23 protein-coding genes, 1 tRNA gene and 1 pseudogene are annotated in these 24,467 nt (G+C 73.0%); 4 read left to right on the plus strand and 21 right to left on the minus strand.

The genetic code is table 11. The features are described from left to right. Positions 1 to 110: 110 nt before the first annotated feature. The gene (locus ACZ4UX_RS01265) at positions 111 to 1,076 is read right to left on the minus strand and encodes an aldo/keto reductase (protein WP_465704773.1); all 966 of its coding nucleotides are present in this window, start codon (positions 1,074 to 1,076) and stop codon (positions 111 to 113) included. A gap of 162 nt (positions 1,077 to 1,238) precedes the next feature. On the opposite strand from ACZ4UX_RS01265, the gene ACZ4UX_RS01270 reads away from it, so the two are divergent. After that, the gene (locus tag ACZ4UX_RS01270; protein WP_329488653.1) at positions 1,239 to 1,439 is read left to right on the plus strand and encodes a hypothetical protein; all 201 of its coding nucleotides are present in this window, start codon (positions 1,239 to 1,241) and stop codon (positions 1,437 to 1,439) included. 54 nt (positions 1,440 to 1,493) lie between these two features. Here the strand turns inward: ACZ4UX_RS01270 and ACZ4UX_RS01275 are convergent, their stop codons facing one another. From ACZ4UX_RS01275 to ACZ4UX_RS01310, 8 genes and pseudogenes are all read right to left on the minus strand, one after another. Beyond that, a complete protein-coding gene (locus tag ACZ4UX_RS01275; protein ID WP_465704775.1) occupies positions 1,494 to 2,522 on the minus strand; it encodes an endo alpha-1,4 polygalactosaminidase in 1,029 nt (342 codons plus the stop codon). A 22-nt stretch (positions 2,523 to 2,544) separates the two neighbouring features. Next, positions 2,545 to 3,240 (minus strand): spherulation-specific family 4 protein, encoded by a 696-nt coding sequence (locus tag ACZ4UX_RS01280; protein ID WP_329488652.1) that lies wholly within the window; start codon positions 3,238 to 3,240, stop codon positions 2,545 to 2,547. Next, positions 3,237 to 4,142 (minus strand): NAD-dependent epimerase/dehydratase family protein, encoded by a 906-nt coding sequence (locus ACZ4UX_RS01285; RefSeq protein WP_359804075.1) that lies wholly within the window; start codon positions 4,140 to 4,142, stop codon positions 3,237 to 3,239. Before ACZ4UX_RS01285 ends, ACZ4UX_RS01280 begins: the two co-directional genes overlap by 4 nt. Before the next feature lie 134 nt (positions 4,143 to 4,276). Next, positions 4,277 to 4,984: pseudogene (locus ACZ4UX_RS01290) on the minus strand (nucleotidyltransferase family protein); the annotation flags it as partial. Positions 4,985 to 5,057: 73 nt separating this feature from the next. After that, positions 5,058 to 6,050, minus strand: coding sequence for a GDP-mannose 4,6-dehydratase (locus tag ACZ4UX_RS01295; RefSeq protein WP_465704778.1), 993 nt, complete (start codon positions 6,048 to 6,050; stop codon positions 5,058 to 5,060). Positions 6,051 to 6,127: 77 nt separating this feature from the next. After that, the gene (locus tag ACZ4UX_RS01300; RefSeq protein ID WP_465704780.1) at positions 6,128 to 7,660 is read right to left on the minus strand and encodes a hypothetical protein; all 1,533 of its coding nucleotides are present in this window, start codon (positions 7,658 to 7,660) and stop codon (positions 6,128 to 6,130) included. A 73-nt stretch (positions 7,661 to 7,733) separates the two neighbouring features. Continuing rightward, positions 7,734 to 9,251 (minus strand): GT4 family glycosyltransferase PelF, encoded by a 1,518-nt coding sequence (gene pelF, locus ACZ4UX_RS01305; RefSeq protein ID WP_465704782.1) that lies wholly within the window; start codon positions 9,249 to 9,251, stop codon positions 7,734 to 7,736. A 106-nt stretch (positions 9,252 to 9,357) separates the two neighbouring features. Further along, positions 9,358 to 11,715: a hypothetical protein gene (locus ACZ4UX_RS01310; RefSeq protein WP_465704784.1), complete on the minus strand. Its 2,358-nt coding sequence runs from the start codon at positions 11,713 to 11,715 to the stop codon at positions 9,358 to 9,360. A 413-nt stretch (positions 11,716 to 12,128) separates the two neighbouring features. Here ACZ4UX_RS01310 and ACZ4UX_RS01315 point away from each other — a divergent pair, with 413 nt between their 5' ends. Further along, positions 12,129 to 13,127: a tyrosine-protein phosphatase gene (locus tag ACZ4UX_RS01315; protein WP_329488646.1), complete on the plus strand. Its 999-nt coding sequence runs from the start codon at positions 12,129 to 12,131 to the stop codon at positions 13,125 to 13,127. A gap of 28 nt (positions 13,128 to 13,155) precedes the next feature. Here ACZ4UX_RS01315 and ACZ4UX_RS01320 read toward each other — a convergent pair whose 3' ends face one another. The 8 genes from ACZ4UX_RS01320 to ACZ4UX_RS01355 all read right to left on the minus strand — a co-directional run bounded on the left by ACZ4UX_RS01320 (position 13,156) and on the right by ACZ4UX_RS01355 (position 18,404). Further along, entirely contained in the window at positions 13,156 to 14,088 is a 933-nt protein-coding gene (locus ACZ4UX_RS01320) for an RNA polymerase sigma factor SigF (RefSeq protein ID WP_465704786.1), read from the minus strand. 190 nt (positions 14,089 to 14,278) lie between these two features. After that, positions 14,279 to 15,373 (minus strand): RNA polymerase sigma factor SigF, encoded by a 1,095-nt coding sequence (locus tag ACZ4UX_RS01325; RefSeq protein WP_465704788.1) that lies wholly within the window; start codon positions 15,371 to 15,373, stop codon positions 14,279 to 14,281. A 273-nt stretch (positions 15,374 to 15,646) separates the two neighbouring features. Beyond that, on the minus strand, positions 15,647 to 15,940 hold the full coding sequence (locus tag ACZ4UX_RS01330) for a Dabb family protein (RefSeq protein WP_329488644.1): 294 nt from the start codon (positions 15,938 to 15,940) through the stop codon (positions 15,647 to 15,649). An 85-nt stretch (positions 15,941 to 16,025) separates the two neighbouring features. Then, complete coding sequence (locus ACZ4UX_RS01335; protein WP_199926184.1) at positions 16,026 to 16,190, minus strand: hypothetical protein; 165 nt, start codon at positions 16,188 to 16,190, stop codon at positions 16,026 to 16,028. Between the two features lie 451 nt (positions 16,191 to 16,641). Beyond that, a tRNA-Ser gene (locus tag ACZ4UX_RS01340) sits at positions 16,642 to 16,731 on the minus strand. A gap of 69 nt (positions 16,732 to 16,800) precedes the next feature. Then, on the minus strand, positions 16,801 to 17,316 hold the full coding sequence (tadA, locus tag ACZ4UX_RS01345) for a tRNA adenosine(34) deaminase TadA (RefSeq protein ID WP_465704790.1): 516 nt from the start codon (positions 17,314 to 17,316) through the stop codon (positions 16,801 to 16,803). A gap of 40 nt (positions 17,317 to 17,356) precedes the next feature. Then, a complete protein-coding gene (locus ACZ4UX_RS01350) occupies positions 17,357 to 17,935 on the minus strand; it encodes a tRNA adenosine deaminase-associated protein (protein ID WP_465704792.1) in 579 nt (192 codons plus the stop codon). A 232-nt stretch (positions 17,936 to 18,167) separates the two neighbouring features. Continuing rightward, positions 18,168 to 18,404, minus strand: a complete 237-nt coding sequence (locus ACZ4UX_RS01355; protein ID WP_329488641.1) for a hypothetical protein — start codon at positions 18,402 to 18,404, stop codon at positions 18,168 to 18,170. 184 nt (positions 18,405 to 18,588) lie between these two features. Between ACZ4UX_RS01355 and upp the strand changes: the two genes are divergently transcribed. Next, on the plus strand, positions 18,589 to 19,224 hold the full coding sequence (gene upp / locus ACZ4UX_RS01360) for a uracil phosphoribosyltransferase (protein WP_329488640.1): 636 nt from the start codon (positions 18,589 to 18,591) through the stop codon (positions 19,222 to 19,224). 73 nt (positions 19,225 to 19,297) lie between these two features. Here the strand turns inward: upp and ACZ4UX_RS01365 are convergent, their stop codons facing one another. Both ACZ4UX_RS01365 and ACZ4UX_RS01370 read right to left on the minus strand, forming a co-directional pair. After that, positions 19,298 to 19,960: a LytR C-terminal domain-containing protein gene (locus ACZ4UX_RS01365; protein ID WP_465704794.1), complete on the minus strand. Its 663-nt coding sequence runs from the start codon at positions 19,958 to 19,960 to the stop codon at positions 19,298 to 19,300. Positions 19,961 to 20,209: 249 nt separating this feature from the next. Continuing rightward, positions 20,210 to 20,506, minus strand: coding sequence for a type II toxin-antitoxin system VapB family antitoxin (locus ACZ4UX_RS01370; protein WP_030061387.1), 297 nt, complete (start codon positions 20,504 to 20,506; stop codon positions 20,210 to 20,212). Between the two features lie 148 nt (positions 20,507 to 20,654). On the opposite strand from ACZ4UX_RS01370, the gene ACZ4UX_RS01375 reads away from it, so the two are divergent. Further along, a complete protein-coding gene (locus tag ACZ4UX_RS01375) occupies positions 20,655 to 22,307 on the plus strand; it encodes a helicase HerA-like domain-containing protein (RefSeq protein WP_465704796.1) in 1,653 nt (550 codons plus the stop codon). A gap of 70 nt (positions 22,308 to 22,377) precedes the next feature. Here the strand turns inward: ACZ4UX_RS01375 and ACZ4UX_RS01380 are convergent, their stop codons facing one another. Both ACZ4UX_RS01380 and ACZ4UX_RS01385 read right to left on the minus strand, forming a co-directional pair. Further along, the gene (locus ACZ4UX_RS01380) at positions 22,378 to 23,544 is read right to left on the minus strand and encodes a hypothetical protein (protein ID WP_396485978.1); all 1,167 of its coding nucleotides are present in this window, start codon (positions 23,542 to 23,544) and stop codon (positions 22,378 to 22,380) included. Positions 23,545 to 23,713: 169 nt separating this feature from the next. Continuing rightward, entirely contained in the window at positions 23,714 to 24,373 is a 660-nt protein-coding gene (locus ACZ4UX_RS01385) for a rhomboid family intramembrane serine protease (protein WP_465704798.1), read from the minus strand. Positions 24,374 to 24,467: the final 94 nt, after the last annotated feature.

The following is a 24,467-nucleotide window of genomic DNA, read 5'->3' on the forward strand; positions in this document are numbered from 1 at the left end:
CCCCCACCCCCTCCCCCCCCCCCCTCCCTCCCTCCCCCCCCCCCCCCCCCCCCCCCCCCCCCCCCCCCCCCCCTCCCCCCCCCCCCCCCCCCCCCCCCCCCGCACCGGGGTCAGGCGGAGGCGGCGTCCAGCAGGGCGAGCTGCTCCGGGGTGAGGCGCAGCGAGGCGGCGGCCAGCAGCGGCGGCAGCTGCTCGACCCGGCGGGCGCTGGCGATCGGCGCGGCGACCGTCGGGCGGGTGGTCAGCCAGGCCAGGGCCACCGTGGCGGGCTCCGCCTCGTGCTCGGCGGCGACGGTGTCCAGCGCCTCCAGCACCTTGGGGCCGCGCGGGTCGGCCAGGTAGCGGGAGGCGCCCTCGGAGCGGGCGCTGGCCACCTCGCCGCCGCCGAGCCGGTACTTGCCGGTCAGGAAGCCGGAGGCGAGGGCGTAGTAGGGCACCGTGGCCAGGCCGTGCGCGGCGACCACGTCGGCGAGCGGGCCCTCGAAGGTGGCGCGGGAGACCACGTTGTAGTGCGGCTGGACGGCGACGTAGGCGGCCAGGCCCTCGCGCTCGGAGAAGGCCAGCGCCTCGGCGAGCCGCTCGGCGCCGATGTTGGAGGCGGCGATCTCGCGGACCTTGCCCTCCTTCACCAGCTCGTCCAGGGCGGTGATGAACTCCTCCACCGGGGTGTCGTCGTCCTGGTGGGTGTAGTAGAGGTCGATGTGCTCGATGCCGAGCCGGCGCAGTGAGCCCTCGACCGAGGACTTGATGGTGGCCGCGCCCAGGCCGCGCGCCTCGGGGTGGAGGCCGACCTTGGTGGCGATCACCAGGTCGTCGCGATTGCCGCGGCTGCGCAGCCAGTCGCCGATGATGCTCTCGGACTCGCCGCCGGTGTTGCCGGGCACCCAGGAGGAGTAGGTGTCGGCGGTGTCGACGAAGTTGCCGCCGGCGGCGGTGTAGGCGTCCAGGACGGCGAACGACTGCTGTTCGTCGGCCGTCCAGCCGAAGACGTTGCCGCCCAGGGAGAGCGGGTGGACGGCGAGGTCGGAGGTGCCGAGCCGGACCCGGCCGGGGGCGTCACTGTGGATTCCGGTCATGACCCGAGTCAACCGGATCGCCCGGACCGGCATTCCGTGGTCGCGGCAGAGTTCACGTGCCTGTCGTACTCGCCCGCCCCGCCCGGGCCGTCGGGCGGGGCGGGGCGCCCGAGGAGGGTCCGGGGTGTCGGCGGGGTCGGCGGATTCGTTAGAGTCCGTGCCATGGCTGACAACGACTACGACCCCGCCGGCAACACCCAGATGTTCCGGGCGTTCGTCGACGAGACCCCGGCACCCCAGGCTCCGGGCTCCGTCTCCACCTATGGCAGCAGCAGCGGCGGCAACCGGACCGGCCTGATCGCCGTGATCGCCGTCGTCGCGCTGGTCGTGGTGGGCGCCGTCATCTGGCTGGCTGTCAAGTAATCCGTCCGACGGAGTGCCTGGCGGGCCGGTACGCCCTGCTGCCCCGACGGGGCCTCAGCAGGGCTTCCGCCAGGCGTCCAGCTCCAACTTCTTCTGCATGGAGCTGAGGCCCAGCGACTTGGTCCGGGCACAGAACTTCTCCGTGCCGAGCTTGTACTCGACGTGGAAGACCGCCTTGCCCGCCTGGATGAAGGGCGAGAGCCGGGCGCACTCGTCGAACTGCGCGCACTCCTCGTTCACGGCGAAGTCGAAGTCGGGCAGCAGGGCGGGGATCTGGTCCAGGTCGTTCTTCAGGCCGATCGCCATGCCGCGCTCATGGGCGAGCGAGGCCAGCATGCGGTTGTACCGCAGCTGGTCCTCGGCGGTCAGCGGGAAGCCGCTGTTCTGGTTGTAGGCCTCGATGGTGTCCGGTTCGACGGCGTCGAAGCCCTTGCTCCGGCACATGTCGAAACGGGCCGCCATCAGCGGCTTCAGCTGGTCCAGCTTGCGGATGTCGAACCACTTCTCGCCCTTCCAGCCGTTGCCGGAGCCCTGGAGGGCCTTGGTGAAGGCGGCGGCGTCGGGGCGGAAGTCCTCCCAGGATCCGGCGTTGATGTAGCAGATCACCTTCCGGCCCTTGGCGTGCAGGGCGGCGACCACGGCGGCGTCGGTCTCGAAGCCGTCCACGTCGTAGACCGGGACGTCCACCGACTGGTCGACCCCGCCGCCGAGTTGCCACTGCCAGGCGAGGCCGGGGGTGGGCTGCCAGCGGGCGCCGGCGGGCTGCGCCGGCGTGCCCGGGGTGCCGGGCACCGAGGGGGTGCCCGGGGCCGGCGGCGTGCCCGGTGTTCCCGGGTCGCTCGGCGTGCCCGGGGTGGTCGCGGGCGCCGGGGTGCCGGGGGTGCTCGGTGTCCCGGGGTCGGTCGTCGCGGGTGCGGACGGGGTGCCCGGGACGGGTGCGGCGGTGGCCGCGGGCGGCTGGGAGCCGGTGGCGTCGGCCGAGGTGTCGTCCTCGTCCTCCTGGCCCGAGCTGCTGCACGAGGTCAGCACCAGGGCGGTGGTCAGGGCGAGGGCGGCCAGCAGGGACCGGGTGGGACGGGTCACGGTACTCGAACTCCGGGTGGGGTCAGGTCGGTTCGGTGACGGCCAGGGCGTGCGGCAGGGTGCTCCAGGGGTTCTCCCCGGCGCCCGGGACCGCGCAGCCGACGCCGGCCCGGCGGGCGGTGATCAGCGCGGCGGCCTCCCCGGCCTCCTCGGCGGGGACGTCGTACACCAGGTGGCAGAACCGGGCGGCGGCGTGCCGGCCGGTCCAGACCGGCAGGGTCATCGCGCGGTACGCCTCCCAGTCCCCTTCGAAGGTGACGAGCAGGTCGGCGAGTCCGACCTCGGCGTAGCCGGGATCGGGGTGGTCGCCGTGGCCGAACACCACGGTCGCGCAACCGGCGGCGCGGGCCGCGGTGGCGAGCCGCCGGTAGTGCGCCAGCGCACCCGGGTGGGTGGCGACCTGGTCGAGGTAGACGCCGGTGATGCCGTGTCGCTGACGGTAGGTCAGGATGTCGTCGACCACGGCGGCGTGGGGTCGTCGGCCGTAGTCGGTGTCGGCGTAGCCGAGCAGCGGGAGGCCCGCCTTGCGCAGCTCGTCGGCGGCCTCGGCGAAGACGTTGTCGGGGACGGCGCCGGGGCCGTCGGCCAGGTTCAGCACGACGGCGGCGATCCGGCCCGGGTCGGCGGCGGCGACCGCCTGCCAGGCCGCCGGGTCCACCGCGGGGTGGACGTACAGCGGCACCAGCAGGCGGCCGTCGACAGGGCTCGCGCCGGTCATCCGGTGACCAGGGGATCGGTGCTGAGCCAGAGGTCGCGCAGGGTGTCGGCGAGGTCCGTCTCCGGGTGCCAGCCGAGCTCCCGGGCGGCGGCCGAGACCTCGGCCTGCTGCCAGGAGACGGCGGCCGAGCGCTCGGAGCCGGCGCCGCTCTCGTCGATCCGGCCGGTGAACCCGGCCGCGGCGGCCAGGCCGTCCGCGATCGCCCGGACCGGCTTCGCCCGCCCGGAGGCGAGGTTGAGCACCCGGGGCAGCGGGTGCTCGGCGGCGACGGCCAGGCCGACCGCGCGGGCGACGTCCCGGGCGTCGACGAAGTCGCGGTGGGCCGAGAGGTCCCCGACCTCCACCACGCCGTCGGCACCCTGCGGCGCGGCCCGGCGCAGCTCGGCGGCGAGCCGGCCGGGCAGCGAGCCGGCCGGTGCGCCCGGTCCGACCGGGTTGAACACCCGCAGCACCACGGCGTCCAGCGGCGAGCCGGCCACCGCGAGGGAGCCGGCCAGCTTGGTCGCGCCGTAGACGCCGACCGGGCGGGCGTCGGCGTCCTCGGCGAGGGAGCTGCCGGGCTCGCAGACGCCGTACTCGCCGGCCGAGCCGATGTGCACCAGCCGGGCCTTCGGCGCGCCCTGGGCCAGGGCCTCGCAGAGCACGGCCGGGCCGCGCGCGTTGACCTCGGCGAGCGTGACCGCGCTGCCGGACACCGCGCCGGCGAAGTTCACCACCGCGTCCGGGGCGAGCGCGGCCAGCTCCTCGCCGAGCGGACCGGCCTGCGCGGTGGCGAGGTCCAGGCGCAGGTCGTGGTCGGGCCGCCGCCCGGCGGTCAGCACGGTGGCTCCGGGCAGTGACCGCAGGACGGTGGCGGCGTGCCGGCCGAGGAAGCCGTCCACGCCGAGCAGCAAGATTCTCACGCGGCCCGTCCGTCGTTCTCGGGGCCCGTCGCGGCGGAGGCCGTCGGCTGCCCGTCGGCGGCGTCCGCCGCGGTGCGGGCGGCCGGGACCGCCGCTCCCGGGCTGTTCGGCACGGCGTACAGGCCCTCGGGCTCGCCGGGGAGCAGCACCGATCGGTTGAGCGCGAACTCGGCGTTGGCCCGGTCGTAGTCGTCCGGGCGGCCGATGTCGAGCCAGTAGCCGCCGAACTCGTAGGCGGCCGGCGGGGTCTGCGCGGCGAGCAGGTCGAGCACCAGCTCGTCGAAGCCCAGCGGCAGGCCCGGGGTGTAGGCGGCGAGCGCCGAGCGCGACACGCCGTAGACACCCATCGAGACCCGGTAGTCGATGGTCGGCTTCTCCTGGAAGCCGGTGATCGAGCCGGACTCGCTGGTCAGCACACCGAAGTCGATCCTGACCTGGCGGGCGTAGGTGGCGATGGTGAGCGGCGCCCCGGAGGACTCGTGGTGCTTGAGCACCCCGGCGAAGTCCAGGTCGGTGAGGATGTCGCCGTTCATCACCAGGAAGTGCTCGGGCAGCCGGTCCTGCATGGTGAGCAGCGGGCCCATGGTGCCGAGCGGGCTGTCCTCGACGGCGTAGCCGACCCGGAGCCCCCACTGGGAGCCGTTGCCGACGTAGGCGCGGATGATGTGGCCGAGGTGGCCGATGGCCAGGGTGACGGAGGTGAAGCCCGCCGCGGCGAGCTGGCGCATCACGATCTCCAGGATCGCGTGCTGGTCGCCGATCGGGACGAGCGGCTTGGGGAGGGCGGTGGTGTAGGGACGAAGGCGAACGCCCTTGCCACCGGCCAGGATCACTGCGTGCATGGTGTTTCCCCCACGGAAGTATGGTGCGACAGGAGCCTTGTGGTTGCCGGTGCTGCCAGTGAGGTGCGGCAGGTCAGACGTTGTAGATGTCGGTCTTGTAGCGCGCCAGGTTGGCGGGGTCGCGGAAGAACTCGATGGTCTGCTCAAGGCCCTGCTCCAGGGAGTACTCGGGGGCCCAGCCGGTGGCCGTGCGCAGCCGGGTCGCGTCCGCGACCAGGCGCATCACCTCGGAGTTGGCCGGACGGATGCGCTGCTCGTCCTCCTTCACCGTGAGGTCGGCGCCCATCAGCTTGCCGATCAGGACGACCAGGTCGCCGACCGAGATCTCGCCGCCGGTGCCGGCGTTGAAGGTCCTGCCGACCACGGTCTCGGCCGGGGCGGTGCCGACCGTGCGGAAGGCGTTGGCGGTGTCCTTCACGAAGGTGAAGTCACGGGTCGGGCGCAGGTCGCCCAGGGTGATCTCGCGCTCGCCGGCGGCCACCTGGGCGATCACGGTGGGGATGACGGCGCGCATCGACTGGCGCGGGCCGAAGGTGTTGAACGGGCGCAGCGTGACGACCGGGGTCTCGAAGCTCGCGTAGTAGCTGTCGGCGAGCCGGTCCCCGCCGGCCTTGGAGGCGGCGTACGGGGACTGGGTGTTGATCGGGTGGTCCTCGGTGATCGGCACGGTCTGCGCGGTCCCGTAGGTCTCGCTGGTGGAGGTGTGCACCAGGCGCGGCACGTCGAGGTGGCGCACCGCCTCCAGCACGTTGAGGGTGCCGGTGACGTTGGTGTCGACGTAGGAGTGCGGAGCCCGGTAGGAGTACGGGATCGCGATCAGGGCGGCCAGGTGGTAGACCGCCTCGGAGCCCTTGACCAGGCCGGTGACGGAGCCCGGGTCCCGGACGTCGCCGAGGACGATCTCGACGGAGTCCAGCACCTCCTTGGGGAGGGTCTCCAGCCATCCGAAGGAGGAGAAGGAGTTGTACTGCACCATGGCGCGGACCTGATGGCCGTCCGCGACCAGGGTCTCGACGAGGTGGGAGCCGATGAAGCCCTCGGCTCCGGTAACGGCGACGTTGCTCATCCGGTAGTTCGCTTTCTGCTCTGGTACGGGTGGGGACGGCTGGGCGCGGAACGGTGGTGACCCAGCACTGGGGTGGTTCAGCGGTGCCTGGTGGTGCGGCCGAGCACGGGCCCGGCGATGGCGGTGAGGACCGCGGCCGCGGCCCCGCAGCCGATCAGCTGCAGGACGGTCGGGTCGACACCGGTCAGCAGTCCGGCGCACTCGGCGCCCGCGGCTGCCAGACAGATCAGGGCGGTGCTCCAGCTGAACCCGAAGGCGTTCAGCAGCAGCGCCAGCCAGAGGGAGCCGCCGAGCAGCAGCAGCGCACCGAGCTCCGGGACCCCGAGCGCCGGGGCGCCGGGCCAGAGCACGGTGGCGGCGGCGTCCAGCGCGGCCACGGTGGTGAGGTAGATGAACAGGCAGCCGAGCAGCACGCCGGCGGTGCGGCGGGCGAACGCGGCCGGGGTGTGGCTGGTCCGCAGTCCGGCCACGGCCATCGCCCGGTAGCGGAACAGCAGCCACTCGGCGAGCCCGAGGCTGAGCGTCAGCGCGATCATGGCCGGCCCCGTCGGGCTGGCGGACGCGCCTTCCGCGGCCCCGGTGCGGACCGCCTGGTGGACGGTCGTGCCGAGGCCGGCGATCATGGTGAGGGTGCCGACGGCCAGGCCGAACAGCAGGTGCGGCACCTCCTTGCGGAGCGGGAGCCTGAGCACCGTGGCGTCCTGCTCGCTGCGCAGACAGCGGACGATCTCCCGGCCGGCCAGGCCCACCGCGAGCGCGAGCGAGGCCAGCAGCACGACCGTCCGGACGAGTTGCGGCACGTCCACGGCCAGCACCACGCCGGCCCCGATCGCCGACGGTGCCAGTGCCACCAGCAGGAACTTCTCCCGCCCGAGCACCAGCAGGACGGTGGCCGCCGCCAGGTAGCCGGACTGCCCGGCGGCGAAGCAGAGGGCACCGAGCGGACCGCCGATCACGTACCCGGCGACGGCGGCGACCAGTGCGCCCAGCGGTGCGCCGACCGCCAGGCAGACGCCGGCCGCACGCCGCCGGCCGCGGCCCAGCCAGGCGTACGAGCGGTGCGCCAGCGCCTGGTTCCACGACCAGCTGACCAGGGTGGCGACGGAGAGCGCGAGCATCCCCGAGGGGAGGCCGAAGCGCATCCGGGTGGCCGCGAACAGGTTGGCGCCGAGCAGGTAGCCGAGGCCGGGCAGGGCGAACACCAGGCCGCGCACGACGCACCGCCAGGGGTCGGCCCGCCAGGGGTTGGCGAACTCGGAGCTCGGGCCCGGGTAGCGGCGCTCGACCTTCTCGAACAGCTCCTCGGCGACGGTGAACGCGTCGGGGCGGCCGTACAGCAGCCCGGCCTGCTCGTCGGAGAGGCCGTCGGACTCCAGGAAGGCCGCGATCTCGTAGGGGTGGACGGCGTCGGCGCAGACGTCGGCGAGCCGCTCGGCGAGCTCGTCCAGCGGGTCCGGGGAGAGCTCCAGCTGCTCCTCGGGCTCGGGAACGGGCCGCTGCGCGGGCAGTACGGGCCGGCGGCGCCCCCTCGGGAGGGTGCGCAGCTGTACGGTCTGCTCGGCCCAGTCGGGGCCGGCCTCGTCGGGCACCAGGCGGAGCGGGCCGCTCATGCGCCCACCTCGCTTCGCTCGGCAGCCGCTTCGCGGGACGCGCGGCTTGTGATGGTTCGCTCCCTGCGGTCGTTCACGCGCCCACCTCGCTTCGCTCGGCGGCCGCTTCGAGGGGCACCGGGTCGTCCCAGTCCGCGCCGGACGCGCCGTCGGTGACGGCGACGACGCCGTTCGGCAGCCAGCGGGAGGTGCCCAGCAGCTCGGTGTAGATGCCGCGGAAGCCGTCGATGTTCTGGCGGAGCGTGAACTGCTCGATCACCCGCAGCCGGGCCTGCTCGCCGAGCCGGGCCCGGCGCTCCGGGTCGCGCAGCAGCTCGACGGCGGCGGCCGCCATCGGTTCGGGTTCGCGCGGCGGGACGACCAGACCGGTGTCGCCGACGGCCTCGCGCACGCCGCCCACGTCGGTCGAGACCGTGGAGCGGCCGCAGGACATCGCTTCGATCAGGGTGAACGGGAAGCCCTCGCTGATGCTGGAGAGCATCACCACGTTCCCCGCCGCGTACGCGTCGGTGATGTCCGCGACGCGGCCTTCGAAGGCCACCGAGTCGGCGACGCCGAGCTCGGCGGCCAGGGCTATGCAGCGGTCGCGGTAGGCCTCGCCGCCCTTGGGCGTGCCGCCGAACAGCCGCAGCCGCGCGTCGGGTATCTCGTCGCGGACGATCGCGAAGGCGCGGATCAGCGTCTCCAGGTCCTTGATCGGGTCGACCCGGCCGGCCCAGCTGAGGGTGGGCGTCTCGGGCTCCGGCCCGGCGGGCGGGAAGGCCGCCGGGTCCACGCCGTTGTAGACGGTCCGGATGTGCGCGGACGGCGTGCCGCCGCGCTCCTCCCAGCGCCGGTTGTACCGGTTGCCGGGGGTGACCAGCGCAGCCCGCCGGTAGCTCTCCTCGGCGAGCATCCGGTAGAAGCCCAGCAGCAGCGCCTTGACCGGCCAGCGGTAGGGGCCGGTGCGGTAGCCGAGGTAGCGCTCGCGCAGGTAGATGCCGTGCTCGGTGAGGAGAAACGGTACGCCGTACTGCTGCGAGGCGATCAGCCCGGGCAGGGTGGCGAGGCCGCCGCTCGCCGCGTGCGCGACGCCGTCCTGGGGCGGCTCGACCGACAGCGGGCGCAGCGCGTGCTCCAGCAGGTCGGTGGCGTTGAGCGCGTCGTGGAGGGTAGGCCGGGAGACGCCGGTGGAGAGGTAGTCGCGGGTCCAGACGTGCTGGAGGGTGCGCAGGGCGCGCTCGCTGCGCAGCGCCGGGCTGAGCAGCCCGCGCCGGGCGAGGTCGGCGAAGCCGTACAGCTCGGTGCCGAAGTGGGTGGTGTAGACGGGGTCCAGGATGGAGTGCAGGAAGCGCTCGTACGCGTTGAGGAAGCGGCGCATCTCGCGGCCGCGGGGTGCTCTGCCGTCGGCGGCAGGGCCCCAGAGCGGTGCGGTCGTGACGGACCGCACGTTGGCGGGCAGCTCCCAGGCCAGCGGTTCGTGGCCGGTCCCGGTGACGGCGATGACGTCGAAGTCGACGTCCGGCATGCCCTGGACGAGCTGGTCGCACCAGACGCTCACGCCGCCGTGCTGGTGCGGGTACGTCCCCTCGGTGAGCAGGGTGACGCGCATTCCTGTCCCCCCTCCTGTCCTTGCGTCAAGCGGCCGGCCTGGACGGCCGGGCCCGGTGGCCGGTGGTGGGGCGGGCCGTCGCCCGTCCCACCACCGGTGTCACCTGTTAGCGGGTGCCGGACTGGCCGGCGGTCTTCTTGGTCGGGTCGGCCTTCCCCCCGGAGGCCTTGCCGGTCTGGGCGCCGCCCTTGGCGTTGCCCTTGGTGCTGCTCTTGCCGGCCGTGACGCCCTTGCCCGGCACCGGGACCCCGCTACCGGGGACCAGCGTCGGGGCGTCGGTCCGGGCGGTGTCGCCCGGGCCGGCCGGGACGGCGTCGGCGGTGCCCTGGGGCACGATCTTCTTGTCGGCCGGCGCCGGAGCGGTCAGCGTCTTGGCGGTGTTCGGCGCGGCGGCCGGAGCCGCCGGGGTGACCGCCGCGGCCAGCTTGAGCTGGACGCTGCTCTGGAGCGCTCCGGGCTTCACCCAGCCGGACAGCGTACCGGCGTAGGCGGTGCCGAACGCACCCGAGCCGATCGCGAGCTTCTGGGTGGTGCCGGTCGGCATGGTGGCCTGCACCTGGACGCCGGCCGGAGCGCTCACCGTGACGGTGTCGCCGACCCGGTAGGCGGTGACCTGGCCGGCGGTGAGCGCCGCGTTCCAGGCCGCGCGGCGCTGGAACTCGGCGCCGAGGTCCTTCTGTGCCAGGTTCACGATCGGCGCGTTGTCGGCGTGCAGCGCGCGGTAGGTGGAGAGGACCTTCTCCAGCACCGGGTAGACGATCCGGTCCTCGGACAGGTTCGACTGGTGGATGAAGTGCGGTCGCGGGTCGTTGCTCAGCACGTGGCCGAGGTCGATCCGGGCCTCCAGCGGCACGATGTACGACTGGTAGCCGGTGTTCACGTCCAGCGGCGTCGGCAGGCAGGTGGAGTTGGCGTTGTTCTCGCAGACCCCGCTGCCGCCGTTGGCCACGCTGGTGTAGATCCAGTTGTACTCGTCCGTCTCCTCCTTCGCCGTGGCGGCGTTGTAGAAGACGTTCATCGGGTACCGCGGCACGGTCAGCACCGACGAGCCGACGGCCCGCTGGCCGGTCTCGCGGGAGGCGTCGCTGGCCGTCCACTTCACGCCGTTGGCGACCAGCGAGGGAGCCAGGTACGGGTTGTCGCTGGTCTCCTGCGGAGCGGTCAGCAGGCCCGAGTGCTCACCGGTGACCAGCTCGGTCTTGTCGATGTGCAGGTTGCGCGCCGCGGCCCAGTCGATGTTGTTCTTGATCTGGGACGTGATGGTGGCCTGGTCGACCCAGACGGTGTTGCCGGCGGTGTCCTTGGTGCACTTCCACGGCACCACCGAGACGTCCTGGAGGCAGCCCAGGTACGGGTGGGTGTAGGTGTGGTTGACCCACCGGTAGCTGGTCTGGTCGGCGACCATCTGGTCCACCACCGGGTCGGTGGTGACGGAGTGGTCGGCCTTCCAGTCCTCGCTGCCGCCGCCGTTGAACACCATGTCCATGGTGAAGTTGTTGGCGGTCTGCCACTGCTTGGCGTACTGCGCGTCGGCGACCGTCATCCGGATCGGGTCGGCCGTCTCCGGGGTGCCGGGCGGGCAGGTGACGTCACCGGGGGTGCACTTCAGCACGGTGTCCCAGCGGTCGTCCGCCAGGAAGACGTCGTCCACGTGGGCCGCGAAGTAGTTGCGGTCGTAGCCGAGGTGGACGCCCTGGGTTATCCAGTCGACTATGCCGCGCGCCAGCAGGCGGTACTGCTGCTGGTACTGGTTGTAGACGAAGGTGACGACCAGCTCCTTGCGGCCGTCGTGGCTGTACTCGCCGACCAGCGAGCCCTTGGTGGTGGTGCCCGGGATGGTCGTCTCGACCAGCGGGGTGAAGCTCGCACCGGCCGGCAGGGTGGTCAGCGGGGTGGCGAGGAAGCCGTAGCTCTCGCCGACCGCCGGGTCGTTGTCCTCGAACGGGACGCTGCCCTTGAGGTAGCCGAACGGACCCGCGAGACCGGCCGTGGAGACCTGACCCTGGAAGCCGTCGAGGCTGCCCATGTAACCCGGGTCGGCGGCGTAGTTCAGGCCGACCTCCGGCCTGGCGTAGGTGTACGCGTCGACCTGGCGCACGCCGAACGCCGCCTCGTAGGCGGCGATCGCGGCCATCTCGGCGGAGCCGGCCGCGAACGGGTTGTCGTTGGGCAGCACGATGCCCTGGAACTTGCCGCGCGGCTGGCCGTTGAGGCTGTCGCTGAGGAAGGCCGCATTGATCACCGGGCGTCCGGCGTCGTTGAGGTCGACCAACTTGTACGGGGTGCCCTGGCTCTTCAGCTCGGCCGCGATGGCCGCCGAGGCGGGGCCGCCGTCGCTGATCACCAGGACCGTGAGGTCGATCCTGGGTGCTGCGGTGGCACCGTGTGCGAGGGATGACTGCAGGCCGCCGGCCAGCAGGACTGCTGCCGCGCAGGCGGCAACTCTTCGGGTCGCTCGACCCATGTGTGTTCCTCCCCTGGGCAGGGCGCTTTCGCTGCTCGACGCTCGCCTGCCCGGTCGCTGTTCGCGGGCAGCAGGCTGCCCGGCGCCCATCCTGGTGGAGACTCCGCACCGATTGGGACCAAATGGGCAGGAGTGCAGCGAATCTGTTACCAACGTTCATGGCGATGCCATGAAGGCGCTGATTGTGACCGGAAGAGCGCCTGTTGCGCAAATAATGAATTGAGAATTAAAAACGGCGCCGGAGCGTTACCGCTGCTCACCGACCGTGCGGTGATGACATGTATGCCGCGCCCTACACTGGCGGCGTTGCGCATGACACTCTTGCACATCCCCCTGTTCCGTCGGGCAGGTTCATGCAATATCGCGTCGGGTTGTGCCACGGCACCGCTCGAATATCCAATGGAGGCCGCCGCGTGACCGAGCAGCAGACCGAGACCGCCGCAATCGAGGCCCTGCGGAATGCCGTGGGGACGTCGGTGGAGGGCGACCGGGACGGTGCCCGGGAAGAGGTCCTGGAGCCCGCTCCGGAAGCCGCCCAGCAGGCCCGGAGCCTCGGCCTGCGGGGCGCCGTCAACGCCCGCGACCTCGGTGGCTACCGGACGGCCGACGGACGGGTGCTGAAGCACGGCGCCGTGCTGCGCAGCGACGGCCTCAACCGCCTCACCGACGAGGACCTCGACCTGCTCGCGGCGCTCGGCCTGCGCCAGGTCGTCGACCTGCGCAGCCTCGACGAGGTCCGCGAGGCAGGCCCCGACCGGGTTCGCGGCCTGCCGGTGGCCGTGATCGCCGCCGCCGAGCTGTCCGCCGCGCCCATCACCGTCGAGCGCACCGCCCCGGACGGCGTGACCCTGCACCACCTGCCGGTCTTCGCCGCGGATTTCGACATCTACGTCGCGCTGCGCGACGCCCTGGCCGACCGCAGCCCGGAGAAGCAGCGCGCCCTGCTCGGTGACGGCCGGGCCGCCGCGATGATGACCGGCCTCTACCGGTGGTTCGTGACCGACCCGGTGGCCCGCGAGCGGTTCGCCACCGTGCTGCGCCTGCTGGCCGCGCCGGACGGCGCGCCGCTGCTGTTCCACTGTTCGGCCGGCAAGGACCGCACCGGGTGGACGGCCGCCGTCCTGCTCACCGCCCTCGGGGTGGACCGCGAGACGGTCTTCGCCGACTACCTGCTCACCAACGAGCGCTCCGCCGCGATCGTCGAGACCATCGTGGACAGCTTCGGCACCCGCGGTCTGATGCAGGAGCCGGAGCTGCTGCTCCCGGTGTTCCGGGCGGAGCGCGACTACCTGGAGGCGGCCTTCGAGGAGGTCGAGGCCGGCTGGCCCGACTTCGCGTCGTTCTGGCGGGACGGCCTGGGCCTGGACGACGCCGTGCTGGCGGGCCTGCGGGCCAACCTGCTCGTACCCTGAGTCGCCCCGGCCCGGTCCGGGCCCCGGCTCACCCCTCGCTGATCAGGCCCTCGCGCAGCTGTGTGAGGGTCCTGGTCAGCAGCCGGGAGACGTGCATCTGGGAGATGCCGATCTCCTCGCCGATCTGCGACTGGGTGAGGTTGCCGAAGAACCGCAGCATGATGATCCGGCGCTCGCGCGGCGGGAGCTTGGCCAGCAGCGGCTTCAGCGACTCGCGGTACTCCACGCCCTCCAGCGCGAGGTCCTCGTAGCCGAGCCGCTCGGCCAGCGGGCCGTCGCCGTCCTCCTCGCCGGGGCTGGAGTCCAGGGAGCTGGCGGTGTAGGCGTTGCCCACCGCGAGCCCCTCGACCACGTCCTCCTCGCTGACGCCGAGGCAGACGGCCAGCTCAGCGACGGTGGGGGAGCGGTCCAGCTTCTGGGCCAGGTCGTCACCGGCCTTGGTGAGCGCCAGCCGCAGTTCCTGCAGTCGCCGGGGCACCCGGACCGACCAGCTGGTGTCCCGGAAGAAGCGCTTGATCTCGCCGACCACGGTCGGCATCGCGAAGGTGGGGAACTCCACCCCGCGGTTCGGGTCGAACCGGTCGATCGCCTTGATCAGGCCGATCGTGCCGACCTGGACGATGTCCTCCATCGGCTCGTTGCGGCTGCGGAAGCGCGCGGAGGCGTACCGGACCAGCGGCAGGTTGAGCTCGATCAGGGTGTCACGGACGTAGGTGTGCTCCGCGCTGTCGGCCTCCAGGGCGGCGAGCCGCTGGAAGAGCGAGCGCGAGAGCGTCCGGGTGTCCAGCCCGGGGCCCGGCGGCGCCTGCGGCGCGGCGGCGGCCTCCGCGGCCGGCGCGGGGTCGATCTCGGCGACGGACGGTGCGTCCGGGCCCCGCTGGAGCGGGATCCGGTCGACGGCGACCGCGGTGCCATGGGCCTGACCAGCGTGGATCTCCGCAGTGCCCAGGTCTCCGGACATGCACCCACCCCCTTGTGACTGACAGTTGAACGGATTCCGTCGCGCGGTGGTTCCCGAGGACGCCCTCCCCCTGCATACCGGAACACAGTCCCCGGCAAACCCGAAGGTCGCAAGACGTCACGCGGCGGTAACGCGCAGCAATCCCGGGCGGGCCCAGTGGTTCGCGGTGTTCTGTCCGTGATTGTGACGGTCAGTCTTCCCAGGAATTGCCGGTCCGAAGCCTGGTCAGGATCCGCGAGAGCAGGCGCGAGACGTGCATCTGCGACATTCCCAGCTCGGTGCTGATCTGGGACTGCGTCAGGTTGGCGAAGAACCGCAGCATGACGATCCGCCGCTCCCGCTCGGGCAGCTGGACCAGCAGGTGGCGGACCATGTCCCGGTGCTCGACCTCGGCCAGTGCCGAGTCCTCGTAGCCGAGCCGGTCGAGCAGGGCGAGCCCGCCCTCGTGCTCCTGGGCCGCCTCCAGGGAGGCCGCGTTGTAGGCCCGGCCGGCGTCCAGGCAGGCCCGGACGTCCTCCTCCGGGATGCGCAGGCTGGCGGCGATCTCGGGCACCTTGGGGGCCCGTCCGTGCACCACCGTCAGCTCCTCCATCGCGCCGCTGACCTGGACCCAGAGCTCCTGGAGCCGGCGCGGGACGTGCATGGTGCGGACGTTGTCGCGGAAGTAGCGCTTGATCTCGCCCAGGATGGTCGGCAGCGCGTAGGTCGGGAACTGCACGCCGCGGTTCGGGTCGAACCGGTCGATCGCGTTGATCAGGCCGATCGTGCCGACCTGGACGACGTCCTCCATCGGCTCGCTGCGGCTGCGGAAGCGGGTGGCCGCGTAGCGCACCAGCGGGATGTTGACCTCGATCAGCGCCGCCCGGACCCGCTCCCGCTCGGGGGCGTCCGGGGGCAGTTCGGCGAGCCGCTCGAACAGCACCCGGGTGAGCGTCCGGACGTCCACCACCGGGCGGCCGCCGGGGCCGCGCAGGCCGTCCGGGCGGAGCTCGCCGGCCGGGCCGATGACGGTGGCCAGGACCTCGTCCCCGGGCGGGGGCGCCGGGCGACCGGCGTCCGGTGCGGCGGCCTGCGTCGGGGCCTGGGCCGGGGCCTGCGCCTGGGCCGGGGCCTGCGCCTGGGCCGGAGCCTGCGCCTGGGCTTGGGCCTGCGTCGGGGCCTGGGCCTGGGCGGTGGTCGGTCCGGCGGTCTGGACGACGGCCTGGACGACGGTCTCCGCGGTGATCTGCCCGGCGGCTTGGCCGGTGCCGGTGTCCGGCGCACTCCCTGGTGTCCGCACGGACACGTCACCCCTCCCAAAGTCGACAAACGGTGGGACTTGCGGATCGGGTGTCGCGGCTCGATTCACCACCTCGCCGTGTCCGGCAAAACCGGTCATAGCATCACAAGCCGGGCGCAGGTCGGGCAAGTACCGAGGGGAGGTGTGTTGGTGCTGCGCCGGTGCGCCACCCGGCCCCCCCGGGTGGCGCGGGGCCGGGGGGCGGTTTCCGGACAGCGCAAGGCGCCCCGCCCGGGACCCGGGCGGGGCGCCTGCGGCCGTCCGGGGGACGGTCCGGGGTCAGACCTCGATGTCGGCGATCACCCAGGTGGCGAACTCCCGCCACTGACCGGCCGCGGCCTGGTGGGCCGGGTGGGTGAGGTAGGCCTGCAGCGCCGCACGGTCCTCGACCAGGCTGTTGATCGCGTAGTCGTGGGCGATGTCGCGCTCGGTGGTGTTCCAGCCGCACTCCCACTCGCGCAGCTCGGGGATGACCGGGCCGAGCGCCTCGAAGGCCTCGGCGCCGGCGAGCGCCCGCTCGTCGTCCTTGCTGACGCCTTCGTTGAGCTTGAACAGGACCAGGTGCCGGATCACGATGCCGCTCCTCGCGGACGGGGGACTGAGGGTCCCGCACACCGTAGCCGGAGCCGCCGGGGCCGGAGGACCGCCCCCTGGTCCGCTACTTCACCAGCCCGGTCATGAAGGTGCCGACCGCCTTGGCGGCGTTCGAGATGCCCTCGAACCCCAGCTGGACCAGCTCGGCCGCGCGGGCGGGCGAGGTGATGATCGTGTAGAGCACGAAGATGAGCAGGAGGACCATGCCGATCTTCTTCGCCTGCGCCATCCGGTGACCTTCCTCCCTGCTGTGGGCCGCCGCCATTCGGTCCCCGAGCGGCCCTCTGCAGAGCGCAGCTTATCCACCGGACGGCCCATCAAGTGTGCGACGCGTTCACCCGGCGGGACGAAGGTCCCCGGGAGTGGGGCCTTTCTCCGGGTGCCCGGGCGCGGACCGTCGCGCAGGATGGGTGGTGTGCCGCGGATCTGGCAGGAATCCCCCGGCACGTGGATCCGGAGCTCCCCGCTGTGGGACCGGTCGCCGTGACTTCCCCCCGACGCGGCGCCGGTTGTGGGACTCCGCCGGGGGAGCGGTTGGTCCCCCGAGCCGCTCCCCCTCCAGGCTCCGTACTCGCCGGGCGTTGGTGGTCATCGGCCCCGGGTGCGGAGCCCTTCCGCGCCCGAGGGTGCGCGGGAACGACGAGGGCCCCGACCGTTCCCGGTCGGGGCCCTCGTGCTGCTGGCGGTAGCGGTGGGATTCGAACCCACGGTGAAGTTGCCCCCACACACGCTTTCGAGGCGTGCTCCTTTGGCCGCTCGGACACGCTACCGAGGGGAACTCTACCGGACGGGTGGCGAGGTCACGAAATCCGTATCGGGACGGCGGCCGGCGGCCGCGTTCAGCGGTGGTTCTCGAAGAACGCGCGGAGCTGCTCGCCGCACTCGTCGGCGAGGACGCCCGGGATCACCTCGGGGCGGTGGTTGAGCCGGCGGTCGCGCATCACGTCGAAGAGCGAGCCGGCGGCGCCGGCCCTCTCGTCGAGGGCACCGTAGACCACCCGGTCGATCCGGGAGAGCACGAGGGCGCCCGCGCACATGGTGCAGGGCTCCAGGGTGACGACGAGGGTGCAGCCGACGAGCCGCCACTCCCCGAGCGCGGCGGCGGCCTCCCGGACGGCGACCACCTCGGCGTGGGCGGTCGGGTCGCCGACCGCCTCGCGCGCGTTGTGGCCGCGACCGATCACCTCGCCGTCCGGGCCCAGGACGAGCGCCCCGACCGGGACGTCCCCGGTGGCCGGCGCCAGGGCGGCCTCGGCGATGGCGAGGCGCATCGGCGCCGCCCAGCGGTCGCGGACCGGGTCGGGGCGGACGGGGGCGGGGAGCGGGGCTATCTGGCGGGTGGACGCGGACTGCATGGCATCCAGTGTCCGGCATCCGGCGAGGGGCACCGGCCCGTTACCGGACGGCCTCCAGGACCTCGCCGCAGCCGAGGGCCTCGGCGATCTCCTCCAGGGCGTCGCCCGGCACCGCGCCCTCGCCGCTGAGGGCGAGCAGCTCCTCGGACGGCAGGCCGAACTCGGTGAGCAGGTGGGCGTCGCCGAGCGGGCCGACCGGGACGCCGCCGCGGGCGTCCGCGTCGCCGTCCTCGTCCTCCGGCCCGGCCGAGGCCTGCGCCTCCTCGTCCTCCAGCTCGGCGACCAGGTCGTCGAGGTCGCCGAACTCGCTCTCGCCGGCCTGGTCGACCAGCTCGTCGGTGAGGACGGAGCCGTAGCTGCTGCGGGCGGCGGCGGCGCCGTCCGACACGAAGATCCGCGGGTCCTCCTCACCGTCGACCCGGACGATGGCGAACCAGACGTCCTCCTGTTCGATGAAGACCAGGACGCTGTCGTCGTCCTGGGCGGCTTCGCGGGCCAGATCGGCCAGGTCCGCCAGGGTTTCGACGTCGTCGAGTTCCGTCTCGCTCACATCCCACCCGTCCTCGGTGCGAGCAAGCACTGCAGCGAAGTACGCCACCAGGGACACTCCCAAGATCATCGGTCTCGGCTCGGCGCTCCGGGCAACGCGGAATCTGGCCGCCCCCGCGCCAGAGGCGGCCCGCTGTTCGGACCGTCCCCTCGGAATCGTGACAGAAAGCCCGGCTTTGCGGGGAGTGTTCGGCAGCGCGTCTTTGCAGGTCGTGTCGGAAGGGCCGGCCCGGAGCCGGTGAACGGGCGCCGGGTGCGCCGGGTGCGCGCCGTCGGATCCCCGTGGGCGCGCCGCGGGCCCGTCAGAACCGGAAGGTTCGCATCCGCATCGCTTCGCGCATCCGGCGCTCCTTGGTGCGCCGGGGCTGGACCCGCTCCCGCAGTTCGCGCGCCTCGGCGAGTTCGCGCAGGAACACCGTCCGCCGTTTGCGGCGCTCCGCCTCGGTCTCCGGGTGGTCCGGGGGCAGGCCCGAGCGCCCGCCCGACGGGCCCGTGGACCCGTCCGCCGAGCCGTCCCCGTTCTTCGGGTTGCTCGTCATAGGACCTGACTTTCCCAGATCGGCCGGATTGATACCACAGGAGGACGTTCCGCCCCGACATTCGCGGTGCGTCACGGCGCGTCACCGCTGGGTGACCCCGGTCGGCTCCGCGCCGGGACGCGGCGCCGGCCCGGTGGGCCACCGGGTGGCGTACGGGCGTCCGGGGCCGGGCTAACCTCGACGTATGCGGATCCACGTCGTCGACCACCCCCTGGTCGCCCACAAGCTCTCCACCCTGCGCGACGAGCGCACCGACTCGCCGACCTTCCGTCGCCTGACCGACGAGCTGGTGACCCTCCTCGCGTACGAGGCGACGAGGGACGTCCGCACCGAGGAGGTGGAGATCACCACCCCCGTGGCGGTCACCACCGGCACCCGGCTGAGCTACCCCCGGCCGCTGGTCGTCCCGATCCTGCGGGCCGGCCTGGGCATGCTGGACGGGATGACCCGGCTGCTGCCGACCGCCGAGGTGGGCTTCCTCGGCATGGTGCGCAACGAGGAGACCCTGGAGGCCTCCACCTACGCCACCCGGATGCCGGACGACCTCTCCGGCCGCCAGGTCTACGTGCTCGACCCGATGCTGGCCACCGGCGGCACGCTGGTCGCCGCGATCAGGATGCTGATCGAGCGGGGCGCCACCGACGTCACCGCCGTGGTGCTGCTGGCCGCGCCCGAGGGCGTCGCGGTGATGGAGAAGGAACTGGCCGGGCTGCCCGTCACCGTGGTGACCGCCGCCGTCGACGAGCGGCTGAACGAGAACGGCTACATCGTCCCCGGCCTCGGCGACGCGGGCGACCGCCTGTACGGCACCGCGGGCTGAGCCCGCGCGCCACGAACGGACGAACGGAGCCCCCCGGCGGTGCCGGGGGGCTCCGTTGTGCCCGGGGGCCGGCTCAGCAGCTGCCGGTGGTGCTCGGGGTCGGGGTGGGTTTGGTCGCCAGAGCCAGCGCGGCGGCGGCCTGGGTCTCGTCCAGCAGGGCGTTGTAGCTGTCGCCGATCACGAAGTCGACGGTGGTGTCGGTCCGGGCGTCCGCCGTGGTGAGGGCCCCGGCGATCTGGGAGCCGAGCAGGGTGGACGCCCCGGCGCCGGCCGGGCCGGCGACCACCTGGGCGGTGCCGGGCACCTTCTTGTCCAGCTCGGCGGGCGCGTTGCCGACCTTGCCGATGGTGAAGCCGCGCTTCTTCAGCTGCTCGGCGGTCCGCGCGGCCAGCCCGGACTTGGCGGTGGCGTTGTAGACGTTCACCGTGATCGAGGCCGGCTGCGGGATGGCGTTCGGATCGGTGGGGGCGCCGGAGGGCGGGGCCGAGCCGTCCGGGGTGGGGGCGGCCAGCGGTTTGCCCGAGGGCGACGCGCAGGCCTGGGCGGAGGCGTTCTTGCCCTTGCCGGTGAAGATGTCCCAGAGCTGCACGCCGCCGAGGCCGATCAGGGCCAGGGCGAGCAGTGAGCCGATCAGGGCGAGGACCTTGCGGCTCTTCTTCGGCGGCCGGCCCAGCCGTGGATAGCTGTTGCCGGTGACGCGGTACTGCTTCCCCTTCAGGCCTTGGGGAGTCAACATGCTCACGGTTTGTCTCCCCCTCGTGCCAGGGCGGGGATCGGGTGACGGAAACGGCCTGGGTGGGCGGCGTACGCCACGGACTGCGGCCGTAGTCAGCAGATTAGTGCCGGACGGCTGCGAAGGTACTAAATGATCATCATCTGGAGTACGCCGGCACCCGAACGGGGGTACCGGTGCATGCGCGGACCGCCCTCCGGAGGTGGCCGGAGGGCGGTGTCCACACGGGTCGCGGGGTGCGGGACGAGCCCGTCACTCCATTTCGAGGACGCGGGCGTGCAGCACCTGGCGCTGCTGGAGCGCGGCGCGTACGGCGCGGTGCAGCCCGTCCTCCAGGTAGAGGTCGCCGTGCCACTTCACGACGTGGGCGAAGAGATCGCCGTAGAAGGTGGAGTCCTCCGCGAGGAGGGTCTCCAGGTCGAGTTGGCCCTTGGTGGTCACCAGCTGGTCCAGCCGCACCGGACGCGGGGCGACGTCCGCCCACTGGCGGGTGCTGGTCCGGCCGTGATCCGGGTACGGCCGCCCATTGCCGATGCGCTTGAAGATCACACGGAAAGCCTACCGTTTGGGCGGCGGATGGCGCAGCAGCCGCGACCGCGCCACGCGCACCGGCGCGAGCTGCGGGCGGACGATTGCGGCTGTTTCATGGGAAATGTCGTGAACGTCGCCCCTCAGTCGTGCCCTGGAGTGTGCACCGATGTCCACCGCCGAGCCGCCGTCCGCCCCCTCCGGCACCGAGGCCGTCCCGGAAGTCGTCCCGCCCGCGGTGCGGGAGATCGCCGAGGGGTACGCCTTCGCCGGGCCCGCCCTCGACCTCGGGGCGGTGCTGCTGGACGGCACCGCCTACCGGGACGCCCAGGTGCGCATCCCGCTCGGGGTGCTCAACCGGCACGGGCTGGTCGCGGGCGCCACCGGCACCGGCAAGACCAAGACCCTCCAGCTGATCGCCGAACAGCTCTCCGCCCAGGGGGTGCCGGTGTTCCTGGCCGACATCAAGGGCGACGTCTCCGGGATCTCCGCGCCCGGCGCGCCGGGCGAGCGGACCGCCGCCCGGGCCGCCGAGGTCGGCCAGGACTGGTCGGCGCAGGGCTGCCCGACCGAGTTCTACGCCCTGGGCGGCCTGGGCACGGGCATTCCGATCCGAGCCACCGTCACCAGCTTCGGCCCGCTGCTGCTCGCCAAGGTGCTCGACCTGAACGAGACCCAGGAGTCCTCGCTCGGGCTGGTCTTCCACTACGCCGACCGCAACGGCCTGGAGCTGTACGACCTCAAGGACCTCACCGCCGTCATCACCTTCCTCACCTCGCCCGAGGGCAAGGAGGAGCTGAAGGGCATCGGCGGGCTGTCGGCCGCCACCGCGGGAGTGATCCTGCGCTCGCTCACCATGCTGGAGAACGAGGGCGCCGGGGCGTTCTTCGGAGAGCCGGAGTTCGACACCGCCGAGCTGCTGCGCACCGCCCCGGACGGGCGGGGCCTCGTCTCGGCGCTGGAGCTGCCCGCGGTGCAGGATCGGCCGCGGCTCTTCTCCACCTTCCTGATGTGGCTGCTGGCCGACCTCTACCAGGAGCTGCCCGAGGTGGGGGACCTCGACAAGCCCAAGCTGGTGTTCTTCTTCGACGAGGCGCACCTGCTCTTCAGCGGCGCCTCCAAGGCGTTCCGGGAGGCGATCACCCAGACCGTCCGGCTGATCCGCTCCAAGGGCGTCGGGATCTTCTTCGTCACCCAGACGCCGAAGGACGTCCCGGCCGAGGTGCTCGCCCAGCTGGGCAACCGGGTGCAGCACGCGCTGCGCGCCTTCACCCCGGACGACGCCAAGGCGCTCAAGGCGACGGTCTCGACCTTCCCCCGGTCCTCGTACGACCTGAGCGAGGTGCTGACCTCGCTCGGCACCGGCGAGGCGGTGGTCACGGTGCTCTCCGAGCGGGGCGCGCCGACGCCGGTGGCGGCGACCAGGCTGCGGGCGCCGCGGTCGCTGATGGGTCCGGTCGAACCGGCCGCGCTGCGGGCGGCGGTGGACGCGTCGCCGCTGGCGGCCCGCTACCGGGACGCGATCGACCGGGAGTCGGCCTACGAGAAGCTGGCCGCCCGGGCGGCGCGGCCGGAGCCGGCACCGGTGCCCGAGCCGGTCCCGGAGTCGGTGCCGGCCGGGGAGCCCGCCGCGCCGCGGCCGGCGCCCGAACCGCGTCGGAGGTCCGAGGCGGGGTCGGGGGAGGGGACCGGGGACGGTGGTGGGCTGCTCGGGTCGCTGCTGAGCAACCCGACGCTCAAGTCCTTCGCCCGCTCGGCCGGGACGCAGCTCGGGCGGGAGATCTCGCGCAGCCTGTTCGGGACGTCCCGGCGGCGGCGCTGAGCCGGGTCGTGGTGCCGGGAGTGTGGTCGGCTGGCTCGGCCCGGCTCAGCTGGGCTCGGCCCGGCTCCGCTCAGCCGGTGAGCGCGGTGCCGATCCGGTCCAGCGAGGAGAGCCGCATCAGGCCGTAGTGGTAGAACTCGACCTCCGGCACGCCGAGCTCACGGAGTGTGGCGATCTTGGCGGCGAGGTTGGCCGGGCCGTCGCAGTCCGAGGCCATCGGGCGCAGGATCACCGCCATGTCGCGCGGGCGGACGCCGTGCAGGGCGAACGCGGCGATCTTCTCCCGGACGGCCTCCGGGGTCCGCGCGTAGCCGAGCGTCTCGATCTGGTCGGCGACCCCGGCGAGCGCGGGCAGGTCGATGCCGGCGAGCCAGCCCCGGCCCGGGCCGCCGCCGTCCATGAAGCTCAGCCGCATGCCGTGCCGTCGCGCCTCCTCGGCCACCTCGGCGGCGAGTGAGGTCACGGTCGCGGCGGAGGCGTCGACGTAGGCCGCCAGGGCGCCGTCGGCCAGCTCGTCGAGGGCGGCGGGCTCGGCGGCGGCCGTGTCGTCGGCCAGCCGGCGGCGCAGCTCGGCGCGGACGGTCGCCGCCACCTCGTCGGCCGGGACGCCCGCCCGGACGGCGGCGGCGCGGCAGTGGTCGCAGAAGCAGATCCCGAGCAGCGCCTCGGCGACCGGGCCCAGCTCCTCGAAGTAGCGCTCGTGGTGGTAGCCGTGGCGCAGCCCGTGGAAGTGCAGCGACTCGGCGCGGATCGCGTCCACGCCGTACCGGGCCAGCTCGGCGACCAGCGTCACCGCGTACTCGCGGACCTCCGGGGCGGCCGGGCAGAGTTCGGTGAGGTGGCGGTCGCCGAAGGCGTTGGCGGGGGCGCAGTCGGGGTGTTCGAAGCCGAGCCGGTCGTTGTGGCAGAACACCGTCCAGGCGTGCAGCTTCATCCCGCGGCGCCGCGCCTCGGCGGCGGCCTCGGCGAAGGGGTCGCGGTCGCCGATCGCGGTGGAGGGGGTGGGCCGCAGCCGCCGCCCGGCCCAGCGCGCCGGGTCGGGGCGGAAGTAGGCGGCGCCCGGCTCCAGGTAGCGGATCACCCGGCGCGGGTTGTGCGGGAAGACGTCCCGGGCCTCGTGGTAGACCGAGGCGAGGGTGACGCCGCCGACCCCGGCCCGGTCGGCGAGGTTGCCGAAGAAGGTGTCGGTGCCCTCGTCCAGCAGGTCGGTGGCGAAGGCGAGGACGGACGACTCCACGGTGCGGCTCCGGAGCAGGGGGCAGGGGGAGAGGGCAGAAGGCAGAGGGCAGAGGCAGGGCTCTCCCACGCTAGTCGCAGGTCCGGGATTGGTCTATACCTGGTCGGCGGCGCGCTCGCGGGGGCCCTTGCCGTGCTCCTGGCGTGCTCCTGGCGTGCTCCTCCGGCGCTCAGAGGCCGAGGTCGTCCAGCTCCTTGTGCTGGGCGGACCGGGGGCCGGCGGCGGGCTCGGACGCCGGGGCTGCGGCCGTCTTCGGTCCGCGGTTGCGGAGCAGCCAGGCGGCGGCGAGCCCGCCGATCAGACCGCCGAGGTGGCCCAGCCAGCTGACCCCCTGAGTCACCGGCAGGACGCCGATCAGGAGGTAGGAGTACACCGCCGCGACGACGACGGCGATCACCGCGTCCAGCAGGTTGCGGTCGAGCACCCCGCGCAGCACCAGGTAGCCGAAGTAGCCGTAGACCAGGCCGCTGGCCCCGGCGGTGACCGTCTCGGGGCGCTCGCACAGCCAGACGGTGAGGCCGCCGACCACGACGATCATCAGGGTCGCCCAGAGGAACCTCTTCATGCCCCGGTAGGCGGAGAGGAAGCCGAAGGCGAACAGCGGCCAGGAGTTGGCTTCGATGTGCTCCCAACTGAAGTGCAGCAGCGGCATGGCGAACACGTCCGGCAGCTCGTCGAGCCGGCGCGGCATCAGGCCGTGTTCGTAGGTGAGGCCGTAGTCGTCCATCCAGTTCACCAACTGCACCAGCCAGATGACGGCGAGCAGGCCGACCATGGTGAGGAGGGCTCGTCGGGAGTCGGCCAGCAGGCGGGCGGGTGTGGAAGCCATGACCCGACTGTAGAGGGGGCCCGTGAACGGTGGCACCCCACTACAGTGAATCGCGTCATTCAGCCTGGTCCGGGCTGTCCTGGCTTGTCGAGAG

It is taken from the genome of Kitasatospora sp. NPDC028961 (genome assembly GCF_055564815.1).